At 72.3% G+C, this 26,209-nt stretch carries 23 protein-coding genes and 1 pseudogene; 12 read left to right on the forward strand and 12 right to left on the reverse strand.

The window, feature by feature from the left end; translation table 11 throughout:
* Positions 1–59 precede the first annotated feature (59 nt).
* The 3 genes from ACFVYL_RS07640 to ACFVYL_RS07650 all read right to left on the reverse strand — a co-directional run bounded on the left by ACFVYL_RS07640 (position 60) and on the right by ACFVYL_RS07650 (position 3,482).
* Positions 60–2,081 carry an AAA family ATPase gene (locus tag ACFVYL_RS07640; protein ID WP_389713941.1) on the reverse strand — a complete coding sequence of 674 codons (2,022 nt, stop codon included), beginning with the start codon at positions 2,079–2,081 and terminating at the stop codon, positions 60–62.
* An 11-nt stretch (positions 2,082–2,092) separates the two neighbouring features.
* Complete coding sequence (locus ACFVYL_RS07645; protein WP_389713597.1) at positions 2,093–2,731, reverse strand: DUF4255 domain-containing protein; 639 nt, start codon at positions 2,729–2,731, stop codon at positions 2,093–2,095.
* A 64-nt stretch (positions 2,732–2,795) separates the two neighbouring features.
* Positions 2,796–3,482, reverse strand: a complete 687-nt coding sequence (locus tag ACFVYL_RS07650) for a response regulator transcription factor (RefSeq protein ID WP_389713599.1) — start codon at positions 3,480–3,482, stop codon at positions 2,796–2,798.
* A 195-nt stretch (positions 3,483–3,677) separates the two neighbouring features.
* Between ACFVYL_RS07650 and ACFVYL_RS07655 the strand changes: the two genes are divergently transcribed.
* The 3 genes from ACFVYL_RS07655 (at position 3,678) to ACFVYL_RS07665 (ending at position 6,504) form a co-directional block, all read left to right on the forward strand.
* Positions 3,678–4,331 carry a DNA polymerase ligase N-terminal domain-containing protein gene (locus tag ACFVYL_RS07655; RefSeq protein ID WP_389713600.1) on the forward strand — a complete coding sequence of 218 codons (654 nt, stop codon included), beginning with the start codon at positions 3,678–3,680 and terminating at the stop codon, positions 4,329–4,331.
* A gap of 207 nt (positions 4,332–4,538) precedes the next feature.
* The gene (locus tag ACFVYL_RS07660) at positions 4,539–5,486 is read left to right on the forward strand and encodes a VOC family protein (protein WP_389713601.1); all 948 of its coding nucleotides are present in this window, start codon (positions 4,539–4,541) and stop codon (positions 5,484–5,486) included.
* A gap of 172 nt (positions 5,487–5,658) precedes the next feature.
* Positions 5,659–6,504: a SigB/SigF/SigG family RNA polymerase sigma factor gene (locus ACFVYL_RS07665; protein WP_389713943.1), complete on the forward strand. Its 846-nt coding sequence runs from the start codon at positions 5,659–5,661 to the stop codon at positions 6,502–6,504.
* Between the two features lie 41 nt (positions 6,505–6,545).
* Here ACFVYL_RS07665 and ACFVYL_RS07670 read toward each other — a convergent pair whose 3' ends face one another.
* Positions 6,546–7,475, reverse strand: coding sequence for a LysR family transcriptional regulator (locus tag ACFVYL_RS07670; RefSeq protein ID WP_389713602.1), 930 nt, complete (start codon positions 7,473–7,475; stop codon positions 6,546–6,548).
* Between the two features lie 114 nt (positions 7,476–7,589).
* Between ACFVYL_RS07670 and ACFVYL_RS07675 the strand changes: the two genes are divergently transcribed.
* Together ACFVYL_RS07675 and ACFVYL_RS07680 are read left to right on the forward strand one after the other, a co-directional pair.
* Positions 7,590–8,117, forward strand: a complete 528-nt coding sequence (locus ACFVYL_RS07675) for a DapH/DapD/GlmU-related protein (RefSeq protein ID WP_389713603.1) — start codon at positions 7,590–7,592, stop codon at positions 8,115–8,117.
* Positions 8,118–8,306: 189 nt separating this feature from the next.
* Positions 8,307–8,384, forward strand: a pseudogene (locus ACFVYL_RS07680) (AAA family ATPase); the annotation flags it as partial.
* A 91-nt stretch (positions 8,385–8,475) separates the two neighbouring features.
* On the opposite strand, the gene ACFVYL_RS07685 reads toward ACFVYL_RS07680, so the two are convergent.
* The 5 genes from ACFVYL_RS07685 to ACFVYL_RS07705 all read right to left on the reverse strand — a co-directional run bounded on the left by ACFVYL_RS07685 (position 8,476) and on the right by ACFVYL_RS07705 (position 12,479).
* Entirely contained in the window at positions 8,476–9,048 is a 573-nt protein-coding gene (locus tag ACFVYL_RS07685) for a suppressor of fused domain protein (protein WP_389713604.1), read from the reverse strand.
* 408 nt (positions 9,049–9,456) lie between these two features.
* On the reverse strand, positions 9,457–9,795 hold the full coding sequence (locus ACFVYL_RS07690; protein ID WP_389713605.1) for a DUF6233 domain-containing protein: 339 nt from the start codon (positions 9,793–9,795) through the stop codon (positions 9,457–9,459).
* A 25-nt stretch (positions 9,796–9,820) separates the two neighbouring features.
* On the reverse strand, positions 9,821–10,738 hold the full coding sequence (locus tag ACFVYL_RS07695) for a LysR family transcriptional regulator (protein WP_389713606.1): 918 nt from the start codon (positions 10,736–10,738) through the stop codon (positions 9,821–9,823).
* Between the two features lie 105 nt (positions 10,739–10,843).
* Entirely contained in the window at positions 10,844–11,389 is a 546-nt protein-coding gene (locus ACFVYL_RS07700) for a hypothetical protein (protein ID WP_389713607.1), read from the reverse strand.
* Positions 11,390–11,627: 238 nt separating this feature from the next.
* Positions 11,628–12,479: a hypothetical protein gene (locus ACFVYL_RS07705; protein WP_389713608.1), complete on the reverse strand. Its 852-nt coding sequence runs from the start codon at positions 12,477–12,479 to the stop codon at positions 11,628–11,630.
* Between the two features lie 260 nt (positions 12,480–12,739).
* Here ACFVYL_RS07705 and ACFVYL_RS07710 point away from each other — a divergent pair, with 260 nt between their 5' ends.
* The 5 genes from ACFVYL_RS07710 to ACFVYL_RS07730 all read left to right on the forward strand — a co-directional run bounded on the left by ACFVYL_RS07710 (position 12,740) and on the right by ACFVYL_RS07730 (position 20,997).
* The gene (locus ACFVYL_RS07710) at positions 12,740–14,365 is read left to right on the forward strand and encodes a 3' terminal RNA ribose 2'-O-methyltransferase Hen1 (protein ID WP_389713609.1); all 1,626 of its coding nucleotides are present in this window, start codon (positions 12,740–12,742) and stop codon (positions 14,363–14,365) included.
* Positions 14,362–16,989: a polynucleotide kinase-phosphatase gene (locus tag ACFVYL_RS07715; RefSeq protein ID WP_389713611.1), complete on the forward strand. Its 2,628-nt coding sequence runs from the start codon at positions 14,362–14,364 to the stop codon at positions 16,987–16,989. The genes ACFVYL_RS07710 and ACFVYL_RS07715 overlap by 4 nt, the downstream gene beginning before the upstream one ends.
* A 76-nt stretch (positions 16,990–17,065) precedes the next feature.
* Entirely contained in the window at positions 17,066–18,298 is a 1,233-nt protein-coding gene (locus ACFVYL_RS07720) for an arginine deiminase (RefSeq protein ID WP_389713612.1), read from the forward strand.
* 84 nt (positions 18,299–18,382) lie between these two features.
* The gene (argF, locus tag ACFVYL_RS07725; RefSeq protein WP_389713613.1) at positions 18,383–19,381 is read left to right on the forward strand and encodes an ornithine carbamoyltransferase; all 999 of its coding nucleotides are present in this window, start codon (positions 18,383–18,385) and stop codon (positions 19,379–19,381) included.
* 161 nt (positions 19,382–19,542) lie between these two features.
* Positions 19,543–20,997, forward strand: a complete 1,455-nt coding sequence (locus ACFVYL_RS07730) for an amino acid permease (RefSeq protein WP_389713614.1) — start codon at positions 19,543–19,545, stop codon at positions 20,995–20,997.
* On the opposite strand, the gene ACFVYL_RS07735 is transcribed toward ACFVYL_RS07730, so the two are convergent.
* The gene (locus ACFVYL_RS07735; RefSeq protein WP_389713945.1) at positions 20,963–21,409 is read right to left on the reverse strand and encodes an ATP-binding protein; all 447 of its coding nucleotides are present in this window, start codon (positions 21,407–21,409) and stop codon (positions 20,963–20,965) included. The two genes, ACFVYL_RS07730 and ACFVYL_RS07735, sit on opposite strands and share 35 nt — an antisense overlap.
* Before the next feature lie 265 nt (positions 21,410–21,674).
* Here ACFVYL_RS07735 and ACFVYL_RS07740 point away from each other — a divergent pair, with 265 nt between their 5' ends.
* Both ACFVYL_RS07740 and ACFVYL_RS07745 read left to right on the forward strand, forming a co-directional pair.
* The gene (locus ACFVYL_RS07740) at positions 21,675–22,502 is read left to right on the forward strand and encodes an enoyl-CoA hydratase family protein (RefSeq protein ID WP_389713615.1); all 828 of its coding nucleotides are present in this window, start codon (positions 21,675–21,677) and stop codon (positions 22,500–22,502) included.
* A gap of 2 nt (positions 22,503–22,504) precedes the next feature.
* Complete coding sequence (locus tag ACFVYL_RS07745; RefSeq protein ID WP_389713617.1) at positions 22,505–24,847, forward strand: bifunctional salicylyl-CoA 5-hydroxylase/oxidoreductase; 2,343 nt, start codon at positions 22,505–22,507, stop codon at positions 24,845–24,847.
* Here ACFVYL_RS07745 and ACFVYL_RS07750 read toward each other — a convergent pair.
* Positions 24,822–25,394 carry a HutD family protein gene (locus ACFVYL_RS07750; RefSeq protein WP_389713618.1) on the reverse strand — a complete coding sequence of 191 codons (573 nt, stop codon included), beginning with the start codon at positions 25,392–25,394 and terminating at the stop codon, positions 24,822–24,824. The genes ACFVYL_RS07745 and ACFVYL_RS07750 overlap by 26 nt on opposite strands.
* Positions 25,391–26,206 carry a PaaX family transcriptional regulator C-terminal domain-containing protein gene (locus ACFVYL_RS07755; protein WP_389713620.1) on the reverse strand — a complete coding sequence of 272 codons (816 nt, stop codon included), beginning with the start codon at positions 26,204–26,206 and terminating at the stop codon, positions 25,391–25,393. Before ACFVYL_RS07755 ends, ACFVYL_RS07750 begins: the two co-directional genes overlap by 4 nt.
* Positions 26,207–26,209 lie beyond the last annotated feature (3 nt).

The raw sequence follows: 26,209 nt of genomic DNA on the forward strand, positions 1-26,209 counted from the left end.
GTGCTCAGCACGCCACCCGCCCCCCCTTTTGGTGGGCCTTTGGGTGGGTCACTTCAGGATCACTGCCAGGGCAGCGACCCGCCCGGCACGAGGCGGCCCATCTTGCGGTACTCCCGCAGCGCGCCGGCCCGCACGTCCTCGCCCCTGACCGGCCCGCCCCGCCCCGCCGCCAGATACGCGGCGGTCACGGCGGCCGACCGGATGGCGCCGCCGGAGAGCTCGAACTCCTTGGCGCACCGGGCCAGTTCCTCGTCCATGTCCGCTTCGCAGGGTGTGTCGGCCAGACAGGTCCGCCACAGGGCGACGCGCTGCTCGGCGTCCGGGAAGGGGAAGTCGACGACCAGGTCGAGCCGCCGGGTGAACGCGTCGTCGATGTTGGCCCGCAGGTTCGTGGTCAGCACCGCGATCCCGTCGAACGCCTCCAGGCGCTGCAGCAGGTACGCGCTCTCCAGGTTGGCGTACCGGTCGTGCGAGCTCTTGACCTCCGAGCGCTTGCCGAAGACGGCGTCGGCCTCGTCGAAGAGCAGCACCGCGTCCGTGCGGTCCGCCTCGACGAAGATCTTCTCCAGGTTCTTCTCCGTCTCCCCGACGTACTTGTCGACGACGGCCGACAGATCCACCACGTACAGGTCGAGGCCGAGTTCACCGGCGACCACCTCGGCCGACAGCGTCTTGCCGGTGCCGGAGTCCCCGGCGAACAGGGCGACGACACCGCGCCCGCGCCCGCCGCCGGTCCGCAGCCGCCACTCGCCGAGCACCTTGTCGCGGTGCCGGGCGCGCAGGGTCAGCTCACGGAGCAGGCCGAGCGGTTCGTCCGGCAGGACGAGATCGCCGAAGCCGACCTCGGGCCGGATGCGCCGGGCGTGCTTGTCGAGCAGGGGCGCGGACTGCAGCCGGGCGTTGCGCTGGAGGTGCGCGGCGGTCGGCGGGGTGCCCTCGAAGGCGGCGAGGCCGGCGGCGCCCCGCGCGGCACGGCTGATCTGTGTGCCGCTGAGCCGGTACGGCGCGACGGCCTCGCCGAGGTCGAAGTCCGGCTCGTACGCGGGGACGTGCCGGGCGAGTTCGGCCTGCCAGGCACCTGGCGTGTCGATGCCGTCCTGCGGCGCGTCCAGCGCGAGCAGCCCGGCGTCCGGCGCCCAGCCGGGGTCGTACGGCTCGCTGCCGAAGAACACCACGGGTATGTCGCCGGTCGCCAGGGACCGCACCAGGGCGCCGGGTTCGGGCGGCAGCGGGCCCACGACGAGCGCGGCCCGCCGCAGCCGCGCCTCGCGCACGAGCGCGGTCGCGGTGGCCGTCGCCGCCGCGCCGTCCCCGGGCCCGGCCGGGGGACGGTGCCGCAGGACGGGCAGCCCGGCCGACCGGAGCGCGTCGACCACCGGCCCCGCCGCGGTGCCCTCCCTGCGCTCGCGCAGGTGGACGAGGAGCGGCCGGCCGGTGGCCAGGTCGGCGATGCGGGTAGCGAGCGGATGGGCCGGAGCCGCGGCCTCGCCGGTCAGCAACTCGACGTCCTGGCCGACCAGTTCCGGGTCGAGCGTGTCGTCGCCGAGCAGCTGGGCGACCACCCGCTCCGGCACGCGCAGGGCACGTCCCGGCAGTGGCCGCTCCTCGTCCTCGATGACGATGAGGCCACCGGCGCGCAGGGGCGCCTGCGGGTGGAAGCGGGTGCGGGCGAGCGGGTCGTGCGGGCCGGTGCCCGACAGGTCGAGGGCCAGCGCCACGGTGGCCCGGCGGCGCCCCACGTCGTCGTTGAGGTAGCCGTACAGCGGCTCGAAGCGCCGGTCGACGTCGGGTGCGAGGGCGGTGAGGAGGATGTGCCGGTCGAGCGGGCTGAGCCCGAACCGCCGGGCCAGTTCCGCCAGCGGATCGGCCGCGTCCCCGTCCTCCTCCGGCTGCGACGCCGTCTCGGCCGGGTCCGGTGCGGGGGCCGGCTCCGGCGCGGGAGCCGTGGCGAGGCGGTGCGCGGTCTCGGGCGTCACGTAGAGGCCGCGCAGCGGGTCCGCCGCCGTGGGGTCGTCCGCGCCGCGCCGTTCGACCAGCGTGGCCACGCGGCCGCGCAGCGACTCCAGGCGCGCCAGCATCATGTCGGCGGCGCTCACCGGGTCCCCGCCCCGTCCTCGCGCTGCTTGCGCAGCATGCGGGGCCGCGGCTCGCCGAGTTCGCCCTCGATGTCGCGGACGGCCACGACCGCGCCCTCGGTGACCGGCGGTGCCACCTCGTACGTCGGCGACACCGGGAACGGCACGGTGATCACCACGTCCAGGGACGGCTTCAGCTCACCGCCGAGCGCCGACCAGACGTCCGCGATGGACCGGGACTCGGTCGGCGGCACCGCGACGGACAGCGGCAGGGTGACCTGCAGCGCGGCGAGCGCGTCGGGCAGGTCCTGTGGCGGGAGCAGCTCGTGCGCGAGCAGGGTGCCGAGGGCGGCCGACAGGAGCCGGTGCTCGTCCTCGGGACGGTTGGTCCAGGCGGTGAGCAGGTAGGAGAGCCGGAACCAGCGCGGCGGCTGCCGCCTGCGCAGCACGGTGCCGTCCGGCCCCCGCTCGGCGTACGCGCCGCGCTCGCGCCGGGCCACGTCCTCGCGGATGTCGTACAGGTACGAGTTGAGGGTGGGCGCGTTGCGGCGCGCCGCCCAGTCGCGGGTCGGCGCCTCGAAGACGACCTCGCCGCTGCCCTCAGGGAGCGCCCCGCGCAGCAGCGCGCGCAGCGCCTCGTCCACTTCGTGGATCACGGCCGGGCTCCCCGCGTGCGTGGTCCGGACCCGGGGGCCCGCAAGGGGAGGTGGTTCGGTCGCATCAGATGTATCCCTCCCGCAGCGCATACGCGACGGCATGCGCGCGGTTCTGCAGCTGCAGGCGCGTCATGAGCGCGTGCAGGACGTTCTTGACGGTGCGTTCGGAGTAGGCGAGCTTCTCCGAGATCTGCTTGGTGTCCAGACCCTCCGCGATCAGCCGCACGACGTCCACCTCGCGGGGCGCCATGCCCAGCGTGGGCAGGGCACCGGCGGAGGACGGCGGGCCGTCGAGCGCCGAGAGCCGCAGGCGGCCCAGCTGGGTCATGAGCCGGTTGATGAGATCGGGCGGCAGTTCCCCCTCGCCGCGCGCCGCGCTGTGCACGGCGCGCAGCAGCTTCTGCGGGGTCGCCTGGTGCCGCCAGAGGATGGCCCGTACGCCGTACTCGACGACCGAGAGCAGCTCCGGCTCGCGCAGTTCGCTCGCGATCAGCACGACGCGCTGTTCGGTGGCTCTGGTCAGGCGGCGCAGCTCGGCGCCCGCCGGGTCGTCGAGGCGGTCCACGAGCATGACGGCGACCCGGCCGGGCGGGGACGGCGCCGCCGCCCGGCCGGGCTCGGGCGCCTGCGGGGCGTCCCCGGCCCGCTCCAGGAGCTCGACGGTGGGCTCGTGCCGGAGATGGCTGATCACTCCGGCCCGGCTGAGGGGGTCGGTGGCGTGCACGACCACCGATATGCGTGTATCGGACACTGAAGTTCCCTGTCTTCCCCCGAATAGCGACGGGCACAGGGTGCCCAGCCCCGATCAATAAACGATTGTCGCCGGATCAACGCGGTCGTTTACCGACGTGAGCCGGGCGGGAACCGACACCGTGCCGGTCGTCGCGGTCTCCCGTACCGTCGCCAGGGGAGGACCGAGGAGCGACCCGAAGCGAAGGGGCCTGGCGTGGGCGAGAAGGACGGTCTGCGGACCTACCGGGGCAAGCGGCGCTTCGACAGGACGGCCGAACCGAGCGGCGAGGGTGCGGCGCGGACGGACGGAGCCGCGCGGGCCGCGCGGGACGACGAGCCCGTGTTCGTGGTGCAGATCCACGACGCGAGCACGATGCACTTCGACTTCCGCCTGGAGGTCGACGGCGTGCTCAAGTCCTGGTCGGTCCCCAAGGGGCCGTCCACCGACCCGCGGGACAAGAGGCTCGCCATCCCCACCGAGGACCACCCCATGGAGTACCGGCACTTCGAGGGGGTGATCCCCGAGGGCGAGTACGGCGGCGGGACGGTCATCGTCTGGGACCGTGGCACCTACCGGCCGACCAGCCACGACAAGCAGAAGCGGCCCGTACCCTTCGCCCGGTCCCTGGAGAACGGCCACGCCACGTTCGAGCTGCACGGCGAGAAGCTGCGCGGGCAGTACGCGCTCACCCGGTTCCACGGCCGCGAGGAGCAGGACGGCGGGTCCGCCAAGCCGACCTGGCTGCTCGTACGGACCGGCTCTGCGCGCGGCAAGGGCAGTGGCACCCCCGACCCGCGGCGGGCCCGCTCCGCGCGCAGCGGCCGCACTCTGCGCCAGGTCGCCGAATCCCAGGACGCGCCCGGCTGACCTCCTCCCGGCCGTCTCCCGGCGCCCGTGCCCAGCGCCCGCGCCCGTGCCCGCGCCCGTGCCCGCGCCCACGACCGCGACCACACAAGGACCAAGGACCTTTGCCCCCCGGGTGAGTGAGGAAGGTCCCGGTATGTCGGGTCCGGGCTGCGGAACCACACCTCAGACGCCAGGAACCGGTTGAGGGAGTGGGCTGTGCCGCGGGACATGAGTGTGGACAACGAATGGGAACGGACGGCCCGCCGGGAGGGGGGCCCTTCGCATACGGGGCACCGGGGCCGGGAGGCCCGGCGTCCGTGGGCGCAGAGCCGGGCGTTCTGGAAGACCAGGGCGCTCCGCCTGGTCCCGCCCGGCGAGCGCGGGCCCGCCGCCCTCGGAGGCAGCCCGCCACCGGGAGCTTCGGGCCCGGCGTACGGAGCGCCGTGCTGGCTGAGCCTGGTCTCGCGCGATCTCCGGGCCGCCGAGGAGTTCTACGGCCGGGTCCTCGGCTGGTGCCACGTGCCGCTGCTCGGTTCGGCGGGCCGGCCGCGTTCCCTGGCGCTCAAGGCCGGGGCGCCGGTGGGGACCGTCAGCGAGTCCGCGAGCGAACTCGGCGGCTACGCGAGCTGGATGCCGTACTTCCTCGTCCACGACGTGGACGTCGCCGTGGCCCGGCTCCGGGAGCGCGGCGCCACCGTCGCGGTCGGACCGCTGACCACCGGCACCGGACGGGTCGCCGTGGTGGCGGGGCCGGAGGACGCGGTGTTCGGCCTGCGCCAGAAGACCCCCGACCTCCGCTGGGCGGTCGGGCGCGGTCCGGTCGCCCGGCTCGATCTGCACACGCGGGACATCTTCGCCGCCGCCCTCTTCTACGGCGGCGTCCTCGGCTGGGCCGGTGAGCCGGACGCCGGCTGCGACGTGGAGTACGTCGACGAGCACGTCGCGGTGCGGGACGGGCGGCGCGCGGTCGCCGCGCTCAGGAGCGGGGCGGCGCCGGGCTCCGAGGGCCGACGCCGCTGGCACACGGGCTTCCACGTGGCCGACGTCGACGCGGCGGCCGCCGCGGCCGTGGAGTGGGGTGGGCGCGTGATCTCACCGCCGTCGGGGCCCCGGCCCCGGCGGCAGGCGGTGCTCGGGGACCGGGAAGGCATCCCCTTCACGGTCGTCGCGAGCTGAACAGTGCAGATCAAGCGCAAGAGGGGATCGGACGATGGGTCGTCGGGCAGTCGGCGTGAACGAGGCCACTGAGCCGAACAGGAGGGTACGGGGCGGGTTCGTGGCACCGCGGTGCGGCGAGGTCGTCGGACCGCAGCGCGGCGGGTTGCGCGGACCGCACCGGGGAGAGTTCATCGGGCCGCGGCGCGGCGAGGACGCCGTACCGCTGCGGATCGAGGACGCGGACCAGGTCGCGCCGAAGGACGCCCGGGAGCTGTCGAAGCTCTTCTTCGAGCAGCTCAAGACGTTGGAGGAGGGATCGCCCGACCACACGTACACGCGCGACACCCTCATCGAGATGAACCTCTCCCTGGTGCACTACGTGGCGGGCCGCTTCCGCAACCGCGGCAACGGCCAGCTGGAGGACATCGTCCAGGTGGGGACCGTCGGTCTGATCAAGGCGATCGACCGGTTCGACATGGACCGCGGCTTCGAGTTCGTCTCGTTCGCCGTCCCCTGCATCCTCGGTGAGATCAAGCGGTACTTCCGGGACACCAGCTGGGCCGTGCACGTCCCGCGCAGGCTGCAGGAGCTCCGTACCGAGCTGGCCAAGTCCCAGGAGAAGCTGTCGTCCGTGCTCGGCCGCGAACCGACGGTCAAGGAGCTCGCGGCCGACATGGGCGTGAGCGAGGAGCAGGCGCTGGAGGGCATCGTGGCCGCCAACGGTTACGCCGCCGGATCCCTGGACGCCCCGCACGACCTCGGCGACGACGGGGACGTGAACAAGGGCGGCCGCTCGCTCGCCGATGTGATGGGCGATCTGGACCCCGCGATCGAGGTCGTCGAACACCTCCACGCCCTGGCACCGCTCCTGGCGGAGCTGGACGAACGGGAGCGCCGCATCATCGAGATGCGGTTCGGCCAGGAGATGACCCAGGCCGACATCGGCCACGTCCTGGGCATCTCGCAGATGCATGTGTCCCGCCTCCTCGCCCGCACCCTGGCGCGGCTGCGCGCGGGGCTGCTCACGCGCGACTAGGGCATGTCTGTTAATTCATGTCTGTTAAATCGGTCATCCGGTCAGCGGGCCACCCAGTCCGGTGCCCACACGTCATGCGGGCTGGGCGGGCCTGCGGTGCGCAGATGGTCGCGTAGCGCGGTCAGAACGGGGTGCTGGTCTCCGCTGCGGGAAAGCAGCACGTGCGGGTAGACCGGGGTCGGGTCGTGCAACGGGATGCGCCGCAGGTCGTGGGTCTGCGGCCACAGATACCGGTCCCCGCTGCCGACGAGGGTGGCCAGCGAGGCCGAGTCGGCCAGCGTGTCCATCAGGGCCTCGTCGCCGAAGTGGGGGCCGAGCGCGTCGATGCTCAGACCGAAGGCCTCGGACAGCGCCTGGTAGAACGCCGCCCACTCCGTGCTCGGCCTGATCCCGGGGATCCAGATGCGGTGACCGCCCAGGTCCGCAGGACTGACCCAGGACACGTCGGCCAGCGGGTGGCCGGGTCCGACCAGGAGCTCCAGGGGTGTGTCCAGGAGCCGTTCGGCGCTGATCCCGGCTGGGACCTGGTCTGCCGGCAGGGCACGAAAGGACGCGTCGACGGTCCCTTCGAGCACCGCCTGGGCAGTCTGGGCGGCGTTCTCCTGGCTCAGCGTGACCGCGTTCAGCTCCGTCCCGGGGCGGGAGCGGTAGAACCGGTAGACGACCTGGGCCGGGGAGATGCGCCGATTGAGGACATCGACCCGCAAGGGACGACTTCCGGGGTGCACGGCCTGCTCGGCCTGCTCGACGGCCGCCAGCACCTTCTTGGCGTGCGGCAAGAAGACCTGCCCGTCCAGGCTCAGCCGGGAGCCTCGGGAGGTCCGCACCAGGAGCGTGACCTTGATGTGCCGCTCCAGGGCCGCGATCCGCTTGGAGACCGCCTGCTGGCTGATCCCCAGCTCGTCGGCCGCAGCCTGGAATTGGCCGGTCTCCGCGACGGCCACGAACGTCCGCAGCGCTGCAACATCCACGCTTCTACCCTACTTCTACAACCTTTGGTTGTGTCGGGTGTGGTGTGGGGTTGTTTGATCAAGCGTTCTGCGCGGTGGTGGGATCAGCGCATGTCTACCCGCACAGAGCAGGTCATGTACGTCCAGACGCCTGAGTTCGCACGTCATGCGGACCGCATCATGGAGGTGACCGATGCGACGTCTCGACTGAACGTGCTTCCGTTCAGCGACAGCGAAGGCCGCGCGGAACTGCTTTCTGTTGTGTTCGGTGGCCCGCTGCCGGAGTCGGTGGTGATCTACCCGCCGTTCTTCACCGAGCACGGGCTCAACACGACGTTCGGGGAGAACGTCTTCGTCAACCAGGGATGCACCTTCATGGACAAGGGAGGCATCCGTATCGGGAACGGCGTCATGATCGCTCCGAAGGTCAGCCTCATCACCGGAGGCCATCCAACACCCCTGGCTGAGCGCCGCGAGTACCTCTCCTTCGCCCCGATCGTCATCGAGGACGACGTCTGGATCGGGACGGCTGCCGTGATCACGCAGGGGGTGACCATCGGCGCCGGTGCGGTGATCGCTGCCGGTGCGGTGGTCACTCGTGATGTTCCAGCCGGCACCGTGGTCGCGGGAGTGCCCGCCCAGGTGATCAAGACGATTGACTGATCCCGGCGCACGGTGCGGAAGGCGTTGGATTCGTCCTGGCCGGAGCCTCGTATGAAGCTGCCTCCCCGAGCCACCACGCTGGACCCGTACAAGGCGGTGATCGACGAGATCCTGCGGGCTGATCTGGACGCGCCCCGCAAGCAGCGGCACACCGTCACCCGGATCTTTCACCGGCTGGTCGAGGAGCACGGGGTCCCGCGGGAGAAGTCCCTGCGCGCCTTCGACTTTGACGCCAACCCGAACATCGACGCGGCCACCATCCACACCCCACCCGAGCCCGTGCCGAACATGCGTCTACGGGATGAGCAGGCAATCGGTCCCGGTCAGCATGCGAACGAAGTCGACCCAAGGAGAGCGGTCAAAGATCGAGACCCGCCCGGTTGATGTCGACCAGGTCCGGGTCCTGAGCCGCGAGCGCCTGCTCGAAGGCTTGCCAGCCCTGGACCCGGACGAAGTCGGCTTCGACTGAAGTAATGGGGACCAACCAGACGATTACGACGTCGCTGCCGTTCTCGATCGTCACGGAGAAGAAGTCGTCGTCGAAGTAGACCGGCAGGGCGGCATAGAGAGCCGTCTTGCTCCCGCCCGGGAGAGGGACCGGCAGAGGGATCACGTCCCCGCGCAACACTGCATGGCCACCTTGCACCATGCGCTCGGCCACGAATTCCACCACCCCCGGCAACGGGCCGGACTCCTGCCCGTCCTTCAAGTAGTCGCAGGCCAGGAGTTCCAGGTGGCAGTGACGATCCGACGTCCGGACTCGCAACGGAGTCCGAAACAGCCCGATCGTGGCGAACGCCTGGACCCGCGGGAGCTGGCCATCCCGGAACCACGCCACCTGGGGACTGCCCTCAGGAGCCCCGTCACGGGCCGGCCAGGCACCGCCCATGCGGCCGAGCCGGCCCTCAAGGTGATCTATCAGCTCAGGCATCGGGCACTCCTCATCCGGCACTCGCTGTCCGCGCCACTCGCGTTGGCGATGATCTCCAGACAGTAGCCCTGGCAAGGCCGAACCGAATCCAGGCCCCCAGCTGTCACCACCCGCAGTCAGCCGCTCCGTGACATCAAATCTCAACGACATTTCCCGGCCTCCCGCGCCACAGGTGCCATCCGAGCTCAGCAATAAACGCCTCCCTCAGCCGTCGACAGAGCCACATACTCTTCCCGCGCGATCCGAGCGACGCTCAAGGCCCGGGGGATCACTGCGGTCGTCCCTGAGCGGCGTGACCAGCAGGAGCACCGTCGCCGCCGCGGTTCAGCAGGAGGGCGTCCGTCGAACTTCGATCCGGTGGCCTACAAGAACCGCGGCGCCGGGCACGGGTGCCGGGACAGCCGCGGCTCAGTCCAGCACGCCGAGCCCGGTGTCGGGGCGGCAGTGCGGGCGCGGGTCGACGTTCTCGGCGAGGGCGCGGCGGGCCGCCTCACGGGCGACGCCGCGTACGCGCTTGCCCGCCATGTGACAGCCCCCGACGTGCACGTACACCGGGGCGCGCCCGCCGAGGCCCTGTTCGATCACCCAGTCGGGGACCGGCGGCCTGGCCTGCTCGCCGCGGCGCCGCTCGGCCTCGCGCCGCTCCTCGTCCGCGATCCATCTGCGCGTGCGCTTCAGGTCGCCCACCTGGACGCGTTCCAGGAAGCGCAGCAGGTCGAGGCGGGTCGGCGGACGCGGTTCGTTCACATGTTCGAGTCTAGTGCCCGGTCGGCTAGGCCGGGCGCCAGACCTGCCCGGGCAGCGGCGGCAGGCCCGCGAAGTGCTTGACGACCGCCCGGAGCCCCGGGTGCGGAGTGGTGCGGGGGAGCAGGAGGGAGAGCGGGTAGGCGAGCGTCGGGCCCGCGATCGGGATGCGCCGCAGGTCGTGGCCGGCCGGCCAGATGTACCGGTCGCGCGCGCCGACGAGGGTGGCCACATCGGCGGAGTCCGCGAGCGCGTCGAGCAGCACCTCGTTGCCGAAGTTGGGGCCCGCCGCGTCGATTTGGAGGCCGAAGGCGGTGACGAGCTGGTCGTAGAACTCCGCCCATTCGCTCCGGGGCACGATGCCCGGCACCCGGATCAGCAGCTCGCGCAGCCGGTCCGGGGTCAGGCTGCGGGAGTCGGCGAGCGGGTGCCGGGGGCCGACGAGGAGTTCCAGCGGGGAGTCGAAGGCGTGGATCATCCGTACGTCGGGCGGGAGCGCGGCGGGATCGGTGACGGTGCGGAACGAGGCGTCGACCTCGCCCGCCCGGACGGCGGCGGCCGCCACCCGCGGGTCGTCGACCCTCAGAGTCACCACGTCGAGGTCGGTCCCAGGGTGTGCGCGCCAGTAGTCGTGCAGGATGACGGCCTGTGCGCTGCGCAGGCCGAGGACGTCGATCCGCAGGGCCCGTGAGCCCGGCCCGACCGAGGCGGTGGCGCGGTCGACGCCCGTGACGATGCTCCGCGCGTGCGGGAGGAAGGCCCGGCCGTCGAGGGTCAGCTCCACCCCCCGGGCGGTACGGGTGAACAGGCGGACCGCCAGCTCTCGCTCCAGCGCCGCGATCCGCTTCGAGACCGCCTGCTGTGTCACGCCCAGCTCGTCGGCCGCGTGCTGAAACTGCCCGAGCTCGGCCGCCCGGACGAACGATCGCACTGCCTCGGTGTCCATCGGTCCACCTTAAGCACGCACAACCGATGGTTGTGGCTCGCCGAGCGGCGGTTGGCCCTGGCTCGGCGGGTAGTACCGACTCCGCCAGCCCTGTCCCGGCAGGTCCTAGCTCCCGGCGGCCGGGTTCCTGACGCGCCGCCACGCCACGTAGCCGACGCCCGCGATCAGGGCGGTACCCAGGGCGATCTGTCCGGCGTCTCCGGCGTTGACGCTGCCGCCCCGCCCGGCCTTGGAGCCGTGCCAGGCGTGCCGGGCGACGGTGACGCCGGTGTTCCACTGCTCGCCGTCCGGGCACGTGCCGTCGATGCCCCACGACGACTGCCCGCCCACGGCGTCGGGGCCGCCGCCGTCGAAGCCGGAGGCTCCGGCCAGCACGGCCGAGCCGCGGTACTGGGTCTGCCCGCCGTGCGGGTCCGCGCCGCCGCCCCCGTACATGTCGAGCTGCACGGACCCGCCGGAGAACGCTTGACTGTCGGCGGAGATGGACTCCTGGTCGCTCTTGGGGCAGGACACCGTGATCTCCACCGTCGCGCCGGGGGCGGCGGTGGACGGCGAGACCGAGGCGGTGGCTCCCTCCCAGGCCGACGCCGTGGCGGCCGGGGCGAGGGTCAGGGCGGCGGACGCGGTGAGGGTGCAGACGATGCGGCGCATGTCGGGGTCTCCGGGGCCGTGCGGGTGGTCGACGCGCGGCGAGGCCCCTGTCGGGGGAGGAGAGGGGGCGCCCGCCGCGCTGCTGCCATCCGACACCGGTGGCGCGGCGGGTGCCCGCCGGGTGCGGCCGACCGGGTTCCGCGCGGCGAGTCGCACGGTGAGTCGCGGGCGCCGCACGGGTGAGGGCCCGCCCGGAGGTGCCGGTGGGCGGGCCCTGCGGTGTGCTCGTGTCCCGCGATCAGGCGGCGGGGTGCGCCACCGGGGCGGACTGCGGGGCGGACCGCGGGGCGGGCGGCTGCACGGCGTCGGTGTCCGGCTGCGGCTGCGGGTCCGGCTTCACGTCGTCCGGGGTGGGCCGGGGCTCCGGCTTCACGTCGTCCGGGGTGGGCTGGGGCTCCGGCTTCACGTCGTCCGGGGTCGGCTGGGGCTCCGGCTGGGTGTCGTCGTCCGGCGTGGGCTGCGGGGCGGGCTCGTCCTGTCCGGCCTTGTCCACCCACGAGCTGAGCCGGCCGTCGGGCTGCAGCACGACGTGCAGACCGTTGTTCTGGCCGTAGGCGGCGCGCCCGTTGGCGTCCAGGCTGCCGAGCTTGGCCCCGGCGCCGATGATGTCGGCCTGGTAGTGGTTGGCGGACAGCTTGTAGATCTTCGCGGTGGAGCCGTCGGCGAGCTTCGGGGAGGCGACCAGGACGCGCTTGCCCGGGTCCGGCTTCGGCTTCGGCTTGGGCTTCGGCTTGGCCTTGTCCATCCAGGAGGTCAGCGTGCCGCCCGGGGTGAGCTTGATGTGCAGGCCGTTGTGGTTGGCGTAGGCGTTCTTGCCGTGGGCGATCAGCGTGCCGCCCTTGGGGCCGGAGATGACGGCCTTGGCCTTGTTCTTGCCGAGCTTGTAGACCTTGGCGGTGGAGCCGTCGCGCAGCTTCACCGTCTTGGCCTTCTTGCCCTGGGCGGGGGCGGCGGACTCGACGCTGACGCCGGTGGGGGCGGCCGCGTGGGGGGCGGTGGCGGCCAGGGCGCCGGAGGCGGCGCCGAGGCTGATACCGGCGGTGGCGACGACGGCGATGGCGGTGGTGCGCAGGGTACGGGCGGTACGCATGATGAAAAAGGCCCTCTCGGGTCGGTTTCGGTGTGGGGGGTGTCGCCACTTCGTCGCGGCGACATCTACGAAGTTACGCACCTCACATCAAGACCACCCATAAGGTACGTAACGGTTATGGCGTGCGTTTATCTCAATACAACCGGCGATCGACCCGCGACGCCCCGTCACGGAATCTTGGCCCCCCAAAGCCCCGCTCTTGAGCCCGCCGCCCGCAAACTCCGTGGCCTTCGCCGTGCGGGAACGCGATACTCGACCCTGTGTTCTTGACGATCTCGACTACAGGCGATGCGCAGAACCCGGCCACTGACCTGGGCTTCTTGCTGCACAAGCATCCGGACCGCAGCTATCTCGGGAAGCTGTCCCACGGGACCGCCCATGTCGTCTACCCAGAGGCGACCGCCGAGCGCTGCACCGCCGCGCTGCTGCTCGAGGTCGATCCCATCGCGCTCGTGCGGCGCGGCAAGGGGAAGAGCAAGGGGCGCGGCGGCGCGCCCGACGCGGCACTGGCGCAGTACGTCAACGACCGTCCGTACGCGGCCTCTTCGCTGCTTGCCGTGGCGCTGAGTTCGGTGTTCTCCAGCGCGATGCGCGGGGTGTGCAAGGCGCTCCCCGAGCGGGCCGCGCGGCCGCTGCCGCTCCGCGTCGAGGTGCCCGCCGTGCCCGCGCGCGGCGGCCCCGAGCTGGTACGGGCGCTCTTCGAGCCGCTCGGCTGGACGGTGACGGCGACGCCGGTCCCGCTGGACGTGCGCTTTCCCGAGTGGGGCGACTCGCGGTACGTACAGCTCGTACTCGAAGTGCCCGACGGGAAGCTGACGTTGGGCGAGGCGCTCCGGCACCTGTATGTGCTGCTGCCCGTCCTCGACGACGCCAAGCACTACTGGGTCTCGCCGGACGAGGTCGACAAGCTGCTGCGGGCCGGTGAGGGCTGGCTCGCGGGCCACCCGGAGCAGGAGGTCATCACCAGCCGCTACCTCGCGCGGCGCCGGTCCCTGACCCGGGAGGCCACGGAGCGGCTCGAACTGGCGCGGCTCGCCGACGCGGACGACACGGACGTCGAGGAGATCGACAACGCCGTCGACGAGGAGTCCGACACGGAGGAGAGTCCGGTGCCGCTCGCCGTGCGGCGCCGCACGGCGATCCTCGCCGCGCTGACCGCCGCGGGGGCCGGCCGGGTGCTCGATCTGGGCTGCGGACAGGGCCAGTTGGTGCAGGCGCTGCTCGACGACGCGCGCTTCACGGAGATCGTCGGGGTCGACGTGTCCGTGCGCGCGCTGACCGTCGCCTCGCGGCGGCTGAAGCTGGACCGCATGGGCGAGCGCAGGGCGGCGCGCGTCAAACTCCTGCAGGGCTCGCTCGCGTACACCGACAAGCGGCTCAAGGGGTACGACGCCGCGGTGCTCAGCGAGGTCGTCGAACACCTCGACCTGGAGCGCCTGCCCGCCCTGGAGTACGCCGTGTTCGGCTCCGCGCGGCCCCGCACGGTCCTCGTGACGACGCCGAACGTCGAGTACAACGTCCGCTGGGAGTCGCTCCCCGCCGGCCACGTGCGCCACGGGGACCACCGCTTCGAGTGGACGCGCGAGGAGTTCCGGGCGTGGGCCCACCGGGTGGCCGAACGGCACGGCTACGGCGCGGAGTTCGTGCCCGTGGGGGACGACGACCCCGAAGTGGGACCGCCGACGCAGATGGCGGTCTTCACCCGGAGCGAGAAGACGGAGAAGACGGAGAGGACAGGGAAGGCAGAGAAGGCAGAGAAGCCCGGCAGGACCGAGACGACCGGCAAGCCCGGCAGGACCGAGACGACCGGCAAGCCCGGCAGGACCGAGACGACCGGCAAGCCCGGCAGGACCGAGACGACCAGGAAGGAGGTGCGGGCCGCATGACGAACGACACCGGCGCCGGGAACGGCAGCTACAGCACAGGCACGAGTACCGACACCACCACCAGCCCCGAAGCCACCCCCACCCCCGCGCCCCGCATCCTCCCCGTCACCGACCTCTCCCTCGTCGTCCTCGTCGGCGCCACCGGCTCCGGCAAGTCCACCTTCGCGCACCGGCACTTCAAGGCCACCGAGGTCATATCCAGCGACTTCTGCCGCGGCCTTGTCGCCGACGACGAGAACGACCAGAGCGCGAGCCGCGACGCCTTCGACGTGCTGCACTACATCGCGGGCAAGCGCCTGGCGGCGGGCCGCCGCACCGTCGTCGACGCGACCAACGTGCAGAGCGACAGCCGCAAGCAGCTGATCGAGCTCGCCAGGCAGTACGACGTGCTGCCCATCGCGATCGTGCTCGACGTGCCCGAGGAGGTCTGCGCCGCGCGCAACGCCGCACGCGAGGACCGGGCAGGACTGCCGCGCCGCGTCATCCAGCGCCACCAGCGCGAACTGCGCCGCTCGGTGAAGCACCTGGAGCGCGAGGGCTTCCGGAAGGTGCACGTCCTGCGGGGCGTGGCCGAGGTCGAGGGCGCCGCCATCGTCACCGAGAAGCGCTACAACGACCTCTCCCACCTCACGGGACCCTTCGACATCGTCGGCGACATCCACGGCTGCGCCGCCGAGCTGGAGACCCTGCTCGGCAAGCTCGGCTACGTCGACGGCGTCCACCCGCAGGGCCGTACGGCGGTCTTCGTCGGCGACCTCGTCGACCGCGGCCCCGACACCCCGGGCGTGCTGCGCCGCGTGATGTCGATGGTCGCCGCGGGCACCGCGCTCTGCGTGCCCGGCAACCACGAGAACAAGCTCGGCCGGTACCTGAAGGGCCGGAGCGTCCAGCACACGCACGGTCTCGCCGAGACCGTCGAGCAGCTGGCCGGGGAGAGCGAGGAATTCCGTACGCAGGTGAGGGAGTTCGTCGACGGTCTTGTCTCGCACTACGTCCTGGACGGGGGCAGGCTCGTCGTCTGCCACGCCGGTCTGCCCGAGAAGTACCACGGGCGCACCTCCGGGCGGGTGCGCTCGCACGCGCTGTACGGCGACACGACCGGCGAGACCGACGAGTTCGGCCTGCCGGTGCGCTATCCGTGGGCGGAGGACTACCGGGGCAGGGCCGCGGTCGTCTACGGCCACACCCCGGTGCCCACCGCCACCTGGCTCAACAACACCATCTGCCTGGACACCGGCGCCGTTTTCGGCGGCAGCCTGACCGCGCTGCGCTGGCCGGAGCGTGAGCTCGTCGACGTACCGGCGGAGCGGGTCTGGTACGAACCGTCCAAGCCGCTGCGCACCGAGGCGCCGGGCGGGCACGACGGACGTCCCCTCGACCTGGCCGACGTGCACGGCCGCCGCACGGTGGAGACCCGGCACGCGGGCCGCGTCGCCGTGCGCGAGGAGAACGCGGCCGCGGCCCTGGAGGTCATGAGCCGCTTCGCCGTCGACCCGCGGCTGCTGCCGTACCTGCCGCCCACGATGGCGCCCACGGCCACGTCGCAGCGGGACGGCTACCTGGAGCACCCGGCCGAGGCCTTCGCCGCCTACGCTGCGGACGGTGTCGCCCGCGTCGTGTGCGAGGAGAAGCACATGGGCTCGCGCGCGGTGGTCCTTGTCTGCCGCGACGCGGAGGTGGCCCGCGACCGCTTCGGGGTGGAAGGGGGCCCGACCGGTTCCCTCTGTACCCGCACGGGCCGTCCCTTCTTCGCCGATCCGGCCGTCACCGAGGAGCTGCTCGGCCGGCTGCGCGGCGCCGTCACGGAGGCGGGCCTGTGGGACGATCTTGAGACGGACTGGCTGCTGCTCGACGCGGAGCTGATGCCGTGGTCGCTGAAGGCGTCGGGGCTGCTCCGCACGCAGTACGCGGCCGTGGGCGCCGCGTCCGGGGCCGCGTTCCCCAGCGCGATCGCCGCCCTGGAGGCCGCGGCGGCGCGCGGCGTCGACGCCGGTGACCTGCTGCACAGGCAGCGCGGCCGGGCCGCGGACGCCGCCGCGTTCACCGAGGCCTACCGCCGCTACTGCTGGCCGACCGAGGGCCTGGAGGGCGTACGGCTCGCGCCGTTCCAGATCCTGGCGGTCCGGGGCCGCAGCCTCGCCGGGCTCCCGCACGACGAACAACTGGCCCTGATCGACCGCATGGTGGAGCACGACAGCAGCCAGGGATCCGACCTGCTGCAGACCACCCGCAGGCTCTACGTCGACACCGGCGACGATGCCTCCGTGCGGGCGGGCACCGACTGGTGGCTGGAGATGACAAGCCGCGGCGGCGAGGGCATGGTCGTCAAGCCGGTGGCGGCGCTGGTCAGGAACGGGCAGGGCAGGCTCGTCCAGCCCGGCATCAAGTGCCGCGGCCGCGAGTACCTGCGGATCATCTACGGCCCGGAGTACACCCGGCCGGAGAACCTGGAGAAGCTGCGCGGCCGCTTCCTCGGCCACAAGCGCTCGCTCGCCGTCCGCGAGTACGCGCTCGGTCTGGAGGCCCTGGACCGGCTCGCGGAGGGCGAGCCGCTGTGGCGCGTGCACGAGGCGGTGTTCGCGGTCCTCGCCCTGGAGTCGGAGCCGGTGGACCCGCGCCTCTGAGTACGGCGGCTTTGAGTGCCGCGGCTTTGGCCGCAAAGACGGGCGTCGGCCGTCCGGCCGGGGAAAGATGGGTCCCATGGGATTCCATGTCGACTCCGAGGCCGGGCGGCTGCGCCGCGTCATACTGCACCGCCCGGATCTGGAGCTCAAGCGGCTGACTCCGAGCAACAAGAACGCGCTCCTCTTCGACGATGTCCTGTGGGTGCGCAGGGCCCGCCAGGAGCACGACGGGTTCGCGGACGTGCTGCGCGACCGGGGCGTGGCGGTCCACCTCTTCGGTGACCTGCTGACCGAGACCCTGGACGTGCCCGCGGCCCGCCTCCTCGTCCTGGACCGGGTCTTCGACGAGAAGGAGTACGGCCCGCTGGCCACCGACCACCTGCGGGCCGCGTTCGAGACGATGCCGTCGGTGGAGCTCGCCGAGGCGCTGGTGGGCGGCATGACCAAGCGGGAGTTCCTGGCGGCGCACCCGGAGCCGGCCTCGGTGCGCTTCCACTGCATGGACCTGGACGACTTCCTGATCGGCCCGCTGCCCAACCACCTCTTCACCCGCGACACCTCGGCCTGGATCTACGACGGCGTCTCCATCAACGCGATGCGCTGGCCGGCGCGGCAGCGCGAGACCGTGCACTTCGAGGCGATCTACCGGCACCACCCGCTGTTCCGGGACGAGTACTTCAACGTCTGGTCGCAGGGCCAGGCGGACTACCCCTCGACCATCGAGGGCGGCGACGTCCTGGTGATCGGCAAGGGCGCGGTGCTCATCGGGATGAGCGAGCGCACCACCCCGCAGGCCGTCGAGATGCTCGCGCACAAGCTGTTCGCGGCGGGCTCGGCGCAGACGATCGTCGCCCTCGACATGCCGAAGCGGCGCGCCTTCATGCACCTCGACACGGTCATGACGATGGTCGACGGCGACACCTTCACGCAGTACGCGGGGCTCGGCATGCTCCGCTCGTACACCATCGAACCGGGCGTCGGCGACCGGGAGTTGAAGGTCACCGATCAACCGCCGGAGAACATGCACCGGGCCATCGCCGCCGCGCTCGGCCTCGACGCGATCCGGGTGCTCACCGCCACGCAGGACGTGCACGCGGCCGAGCGCGAGCAGTGGGACGACGGGTGCAACGTCCTCGCCGTGGAGCCCGGTGTCGTCCTCGCGTACGAGCGGAACTCCACGACCAACACCTATCTGCGCAAGCAGGGCATCGAGGTGATCGAGATCCTGGGGAGCGAGCTGGGGCGCGGCCGTGGCGGGCCGCGGTGCATGAGCTGCCCGGTGGAGCGCGACGCGGTCCCCGGGGCGTGACCGCTGTATATAAATGTGGAAGGTCGTATATAGTTTCAAGGTCACCGCGTCCCGACCCCTGATTCCGCATCCCTGGAGCGCCTCATGGCCACAGACCTCACCGGCCGCCACTTCCTCAAGGAGCTGGACTTCACCGCCGACGAGTTCCGCGGTCTCGTCGGCCTGGCCGCGGAGCTGAAGGCGGCCAAGAAGGCCGGGGCGGAGACGCGGCGGCTGCACGGCAAGAACATCGCGCTGATCTTCGAGAAGAGCTCGACGAGGACCCGCTGCGCCTTCGAGGTGGCCGCCGCCGACCAGGGGGCGTCGACGACCTACATCGACCCGTCCGGCTCGCACATCGGCAAGAAGGAGTCCGCCAAGGACACCGCCCGTGTGCTCGGCCGGATGTTCGACGCCATCGAGTTCCGCGGGGACGCGCAGGACACGGTCGAGACGCTCGCCGCCCACGCGGGCGTGCCCGTCTACAACGGCCTGACCAATGACTGGCACCCCACCCAGATGCTCGCCGACGTGCTCACGATGACCGAGCACACCACCAAGCCCCTGCACGGGACGGCCTTCGCCTACCTCGGCGACGCCCGCTTCAACATGGGCAACTCCTACCTGGTCACCGGCGCCCTGCTCGGCATGGACGTCCGTATCGTCGCGCCCAGGGCCTACTGGCCGGCCGAGGACGTCATCGTGCGGGCCCGCGCGCTCGCCGAGGTCAGCCGCGCCCGGATCACGCTCACCGAGGACATCGCCGAGGGCGTCCGGGGCGCCGACTTCGTCGGCACCGACGTGTGGGTGTCGATGGGGGAGGCGCCGGAGGTCTGGGCCGAGCGCATATCCGCCCTCGCGCCGTACGCGGTGACGATGGACGTCCTGCGCGCCACCGGCAACCCCGGCGTGAAGTTCCTGCACTGCCTGCCCGCCTTCCACGACCTGGGCACCCAGGTCGCGCGGGAGCTCCACGAGACGTACGGCCTGTCGTCCCTGGAGGTCACCGACGAGGTCTTCGAGTCGGCCCACTCCGTGGTCTTCGACGAGGCCGAGAACCGGCTGCACACGATCAAGGCGGTCCTGGTCGCGACACTGGCCTGACCCGCGGGCACACCGCGCCTGACCCGCAGGCACACCGCGCCTGACCTGCCGTACACGCGCAACCAGCACAGACTGGAGGGGCCGGAACACCACATCCGGCGCCACCGGTACGCGGCACCACCCCTCGCCGCACCAGCACCACCAGAAACGAGAACCACCCCATGAGCCCCACGCGTACCACCGGGCTTCGCATCAAGTCCCCCGACCAGCTCGTCGCCGAGTCGGGGGCGGACCTCGAAGGCCACGGCCTGAAGCGCACCATGGGGCTCTTCCAGCTCGTGTGCTTCGGCGTCGGTGCCATCGTCGGCACCGGCATCTTCGTCGGCCTCTCCGACTCCGTCGCGAAGGCCGGTCCCGCCGTCGCCATCTCCTACGTCCTGGCGGCCGTGACCTGCGTCTTCACCGCCTTCTCGTTCGCCGAGCTGGGCGGCGCGATCCCCGTCTCGGGCAGCTCGTACTCCTTCGCGTACGCATCCCTGGGCGAGCGCACCGCGTTCCTCGTGGGCTGGTGCCTGCTCCTGGAGTACGGCGTCTCCGTCTCCGCGGTCGCCGTCGGCTGGAGCCAGTACCTCAACGAGCTGCTCCACAGCCTCACCGGCTGGGAGCTGCCCGCCGCACTGTCCGCGGGACCGGGCGAGGGCGGCGCGGTGAACCTGCCCGCGGTGGTGGTCATCCTGCTCGCCGCCGTCCTGCTGGTGCGCGGCATCCGGGAGAGCGCCGGGGCCACGGCGGCCATGGCGGTGCTGAAGATCGCCATCCTGCTGCTCTTCCTGGCCGTCGCGTTCACCGCGTTCGAGGACGGCAACCTCACGCCCTTCGCGGGCGCGGGCGTCTCCGGCGTCACCGCGGGCGCCTCGCTCGCCTTCTTCTCCTTCATCGGCTTCGACGCGGTCACCACGGCGGGCGAAGAGGTGCGCGACCCGCGGCGCAACATCCCCCTCGCGATCATGATCTGCATCGGCGTCGTCACGCTGCTCTACGTGGCCGTGGCGCTCGCCGCGATCGGCGCGCTCGGCTCGGACGCGGTCGCCGGCAAACCCGCCGCGCTCTCGCTCATCGTCAACCAGGTCACCGACTCGACCGTCGGCGGCGGCATCATCGCCTTCGGCGCGGTCGTCGCCATCGCGTCCGTGGTGCTCGCCGTGATGTACGGCCAGACCCGCATCCTGATGTCGATGTCCCGCGACGGCCTCATGCCGCGCGTCTTCGAACGCGTCTCGCCGCGGACCGCGACCCCGGTCGCCAACACCTGGATCGTCGCGGCGGTCGTCGCCGTGCCCGCCGCCTTCTCGTCGCTCGACGTCGTCGTCGGCCTGACCACCATCGGCACCCTGGCGATCATGGCCGTGGTCAATGTCGCGGTGATCGCGCTGCGCCGCTCCGCCCCCGGGCTGCGGCGCACCTTCCGGGTGCCGCTCTATCCGGCGAGCCCGGTCATCGGCGTGGGCTTCTGCCTCTATCTGATCTGGGGCACGGGCTGGACGACGTGGCTGCAGTTCGCCGTGTTCCTCGTGGTGGGCGCCGTCGTCTACGCGCTCTACGGACGCGGCCACTCGCGGCTCGGCCGGGGCGGGGCCCCGGTCAGTGCCGGTGCGGGGGCCTCGCGGGAAGCGTGAACCAGACCGCCTTGCCGGACGCGGTGGGGCGGTGGCCGCAGGAGGAGCTGAGGGTGCGGATCAGGAGCAGGCCGCGGCCGTGCTCCTGCCAGGGGTCCGGCTCGCAGGACGCGTCGGGGTCGGTGAGGTCGCCGGGCGGCAGCGGGTTGGAGTCGTGCACCTCGACCTGGCAGCCGGTCGGCAGCAGCTCGATCACCAGCTCTATGGGGTCCTGCCCGTAGGTGTGCTCGACGGCGTTGGCCACCAGTTCGGCGGTGAGTAGCTCGGCGGTGTCGGTGTCGGCGGACGACTCGATGTCGGTGAGTGCGGTACGGACCAGTGCGCGCGCCACCGGCACGGCTGCCGTGGTGTGCGGCAGCGCGATGCGCCACGAGGCGGGAGAGGAAGGTTCGGGCAAGGCGGGTCCGTTCAGGGCAGCAGGCGAGCGGTCCTGCTTTCAACCGTACGAATCTTAAGCGCTATGTCGACAGGGTCGACGGTCGGGCATCCCCGGGACGTCCGTCCCTGTGGTGTCACATGAGACAAGACGCCCATTCAGGGATGCCCGTTCCCCGCGGGACGGAGGAACGCGACGACCCGTATCGCGTACTCGTGACGGCAGTCACGGAACGGTGATAACTTCGTCAGGTAGCCCACGCAGCGCACTCCAGCCCCCAGGCCGAGGAGGCCGCACCTCCATGAGTCCCTTCACCGGCTCCGCGACCCGCACCCCCGACTGGCGGCACCTGCGCCTCACCGTCGACGAGGGCGTCGCCACGGTCACCCTCGCCCGCCCCGACAAGCTCAACGCGCTCACCTTCGGTGCCTACGCCGACCTGCGCGACCTGCTCGCCGAGCTCTCCCGCGACAAGTCCGTGCGCGCCCTCGTGCTCGGCGGCGAGGGGCGCGGCTTCTGCTCGGGCGGCGACGTGGACGAGATCATCGGCGCCACGCTCGCCATGGACACCGCCCAGCTCCTCGACTTCAACCGCATGACCGGACAGGTCGTGCGCGCCGTCCGCGAGTGCCCCTTCCCGGTCGTCGCCGCCGTGCACGGGGTCGCCGCGGGCGCCGGTGCGGTGCTCGCCCTCGCCGCCGACTTCCGCGTCGCGGACCCCTCGGCCCGCTTCTCCTTCCTCTTCACCCGGGTGGGCCTCTCCGGCGGCGACATGGGCGCCGCCTACCTCCTGCCGCGTGTCGTCGGGCTCGGCCACGCCACCCGGCTGCTCATGCTGGGCGAACCGGTGCGCGCCCCCGAGGCCGAACGGATCGGCCTGATCAGCGAGTTGACGCAGGAGGGCAAGGCGGCCGAGGCCGCGCAGTCGCTGGCCCGCCGCCTCGCCGAAGGCCCCGCCCTCGCGTACGCCCAGACCAAGGCCCTGCTCACCGCCGAACTCGACATGCCGCTCGCCGCCTCCGTCGAACTGGACGCCTCGACCCAGGCGCTGCTCATGAACGGCGAGGACTACGCCGAATTCCACGCGGCCTTCACGGAGAAGCGCCCGCCGAAGTGGCAGGGGCGGTGACCATGGCGACGACGCCCGCCCCCACGACCTCGCCCGCCCCCACGGCGCCGGCCGCGGCCCACCGCATCGCCGTCATCGGCGGCGGCCCCGGCGGCCTCTACGCCGCGGCCCTGCTCAAGCGCCTCGACCCCGCCCGCGACATCACCGTCTGGGAGCGCAACGCCCCCGACGACACCTTCGGCTTCGGCGTCGTCCTCTCCGACGAGACCCTCGGCGGCATCGAGCACGCCGACCCCGCCGTCTACGCCGCCCTGCAGGCCGAGTTCGTGCGGTGGGACGACATCGACATCGTGCACGGCGACCGGCGGTACACCTCCGGCGGCCACGGCTTCGCGGCGCTCGGGCGGCGCAGGCTCCTGGAGATCCTGCACGCACGCTGTCGCGACCTCGGCGTCGAGCTGCGCTTTCGCACCGAGGCGCCGCCCGCCGCCGAGCTCTCCTCGGCGTACGACCTGGTCGTCGCGGCGGACGGCGTGCACAGCCTCACCCGCGAGGCACATGCCGACGTCTTCGGGCCGAGCCTGACCACTCACCGCTGCCGCTACATCTGGCTCGCCGCCGACTTCGCCTTCGACGCGTTCCGCTTCGAGATCGCCGAGACCGAGCACGGCGTGATGCAGCTGCACGGATACCCCTTCTCCGCGGCCGGTTCCGGAGCGTCCACCGTCATCATCGAGATGCGCGAGGAGGTCTGGGAAGCCGCGGGCTTCGCCGGGCTCGACGAGCGGGAGTCCACCGAACGCTGCGCCAAGATCTTCACGGACGCGCTCGGCGGCCGCCCCCTGCGCGGCAACAAGTCCTCCTGGATCAACTTCCGCACCGTCGTCAACTCCCGCTGGTCGCACGGCAACACGGTCCTGCTCGGCGACGCGGCCCACACCGCGCACTTCTCCATCGGCTCCGGCACCAAACTCGCCGTCGAGGACGCCCTCGCGCTCGCGGCCTGCTTGGAGGAACAGCCCGGCGTCCCGGCCGCGCTCCGGGCGTACGAGGCGGAGCGCCGCCCCGTCGTCGCCTCCACGCAGCGCGCGGCCCGCGCCAGCCTGGAGTGGTTCGAGGGGCTGCCCGACCACCTCGGCCAGCCGCCGCTCCAGTTCGCGTTCAACCTGCTCACCCGCAGCCGCCGCGTCACCCACGACAACCTCCGGCTGCGCGACGACCGCTTCACCCGCTCCGTCGAGCGCGAATTCGGCTGCCCGGACGGTACGCCGCCCATGTTCACGCCTTTCCGACTGCGCGAACTGACCCTGCGCAACCGCGTCGTCGTCTCCCCGATGGACATGTACTCCGCCGTGGACGGCGTCCCCGGCGACTTCCACCTGGTGCACCTGGGCGCCCGGGCGCTCGGCGGCGCGGGCCTGGTCATGACCGAGATGGTGTGCGTCAGCGAGCGCGGCCGGATCACGCCGGGCTGCGCCGGTCTCTACACCGACGAACAGGCCGAGGCCTGGCGCCGCGTCACGGACTTCGCGCACGCCCAGGCGCCCGGCACGGCCATCGGCCTGCAGCTCGGCCACTCGGGCCGCAAGGGCTCGACGAAGCTGATGTGGGAGGGCATCGATGACCCGCTGCCCGACGGCAACTGGCCGCTGGAAGCCGCCTCCCCGCTCCCGTACAAGCCCGGCAGCCAGACCCCGCACGAACTCTCCCGGGCCGGACTGACCGCGATCCGCGAGCAGTTCGTGGCGGCGGCGCGCCGCGGCGAGCAGGCCGGGTTCGACCTCCTCGAACTGCACTGCGCGCACGGCTATCTGCTCTCCGGTTTCCTCTCCCCGCTCACCAACCACCGCACGGACGCGTACGGCGGCCCGCTCCGTGCCCGCCTCCGCTTCCCCCTCGAAGTCTTCGACGCGGTGCGCGAGGTGTGGCCGGACGGCAAGCCCATGACGGTCCGCATCTCCGCCACCGACTGGGCCGACGGCGGCACCACGGCCGAGGACGCCGTCGAGATCGCCCGCGCCTTCGCCGCGCACGGCGCCGACGCGATCGACGTCTCGACGGGTCAGGTGGTCTTTGACGAACGCCCCGACTACGGCCGCTCCTACCAGACGCCGTACGCCGACCGCATCCGCAACCGGACCGGCATCCCCGTGATCACGGTCGGCGCCGTCTCCTCGTGGGACGACGTCAACTCCCTGCTCCTCGCGGGCCGCGCGGACCTCTGCGCACTGGCCCGCCCGCACCTCTACGACCCGCACTGGACCCTGCACGCCGCGGCCGAACAGGGCTACTCGGGTCCGGGCGCGACGTGGCCCCTCCAGTACCGCGCGGGCAGCCGGAGGCCTCAGACCGGTCGCACGGACGCCCCCAAGCAGCGGCTCACACTGGGCGACCGAGCGGGCTGATCGTGATCCGGGCCACCGTGCCGTCGCCCCGCAGCGTCAGCGCGCCCGGACCGTCCCGGCGCACGCAGTCGAGACGGCCAAGGGCGGTCTCCCGGCCGTTCGGTCCGCCGACGGTGATGCCCTCGGTGACTGCCATGACGAGCAGCGTCTCGCCCGCGGCGCACGCGGCCTCCGTCGCCTGCGCGGCGGTGACCGGGATGATCCGTACCTCTGCCGTTGCCCGGCCCCTGCGGGTCATCACGTTCATGTTGCGGACTTCGCCCGCCGTCAGTCGGCAGTCCGTCTCCGCGTCGCCGGGGAAGGTGAAAGGACTCAGGGAACCGACCGGGTGCGAGGCCCCGTCCACGGTCAGCACCATGCCTTCGCCCTCGACCGGGGTGATCACGCGGTCGATCCCGGGGAAGGACGAGAAGGCGCCGTCCCCGGCCACGTCCGCGACGCTCACCCGCCAGTCGGCGCCCTCTGCGACCTCCCTGGTCGTACCGCCGCCGTTCTTCCACGGCACGCTGCGGTACGCGCTCCAGCGCAGCACGTCCGCGTCCGTCATGTGGGGCCCACGAACCGCGCCCCGGCCTCCCGCAGCCGCTCGTCCAGGGCCGCGAAGACCGCCGCCGAGCGGGCGCCGGGCCAGTCCTGCGGCAGCAGGTCGGCGGGCAGCCCCGGGTCGGCGTAGGGGAGCTGCCGCCAGGAGTCCAGGGCGAGGAGGTAGTCGCGGTACGCCTCCTCGGCGCGCGGGGGAGCGCCCTCGCGGGACTCCCAGGAGCGCAGCACCGGCTCGTGGCGGTCCAGGAACGCCTCGTGCTGCTTGGCCAGGGACGACAGGTCCCACCAGCGCGCGACCGCTTCGGCCGTCGCCGCGAAGCCCAGGTGCTCGCCGCGGAACAGGTCGACGTACGGGGCGAGTTGGAGCCGTTCCAGGGTGTGCCTCGTCTCCTCGTAGAGGTGGGCGGGGGCGATCCAGACGCCCGGCGCCGCCGTGCCGAAGCCGAGGCCCGCGAGGCGGGAGCGCAGCACGTGGCGCTTGTTGCGCTCCGCCTCGGGGACGGAGAACACGGCGAGGACCCAGCCGCCCTCCTGCCGCGCGGCCTCGGTGCCGTAGATGCGGCGGTCGCCGTCCTCCAGGAGCTGGCGGGCGTCGGGCGAGAGCGCGTACCCCGCGGCGCCCGCCTCGGTGCGCGCGGGCACCAGGAGGCCGCGCCGCTTGAGACGGGACACCGAAGAGCGCACGGACGGCGCGTCCACGCCGGCCGGCGCGAGGAGGCGCACCAGTTCGGCCACCGGGACCGGGCCGGACGCGGCCCGCCCGTAGGCGCCGTAGAAGGTGACGATCAGGGACCGTGGAGTGTGCTGCTCGGACACGTG

It is taken from the genome of Streptomyces sp. NPDC058308 (assembly GCF_042880275.1).
Taxonomy (GTDB): Bacteria; Actinomycetota; Actinomycetes; order Streptomycetales; family Streptomycetaceae; genus Streptomyces.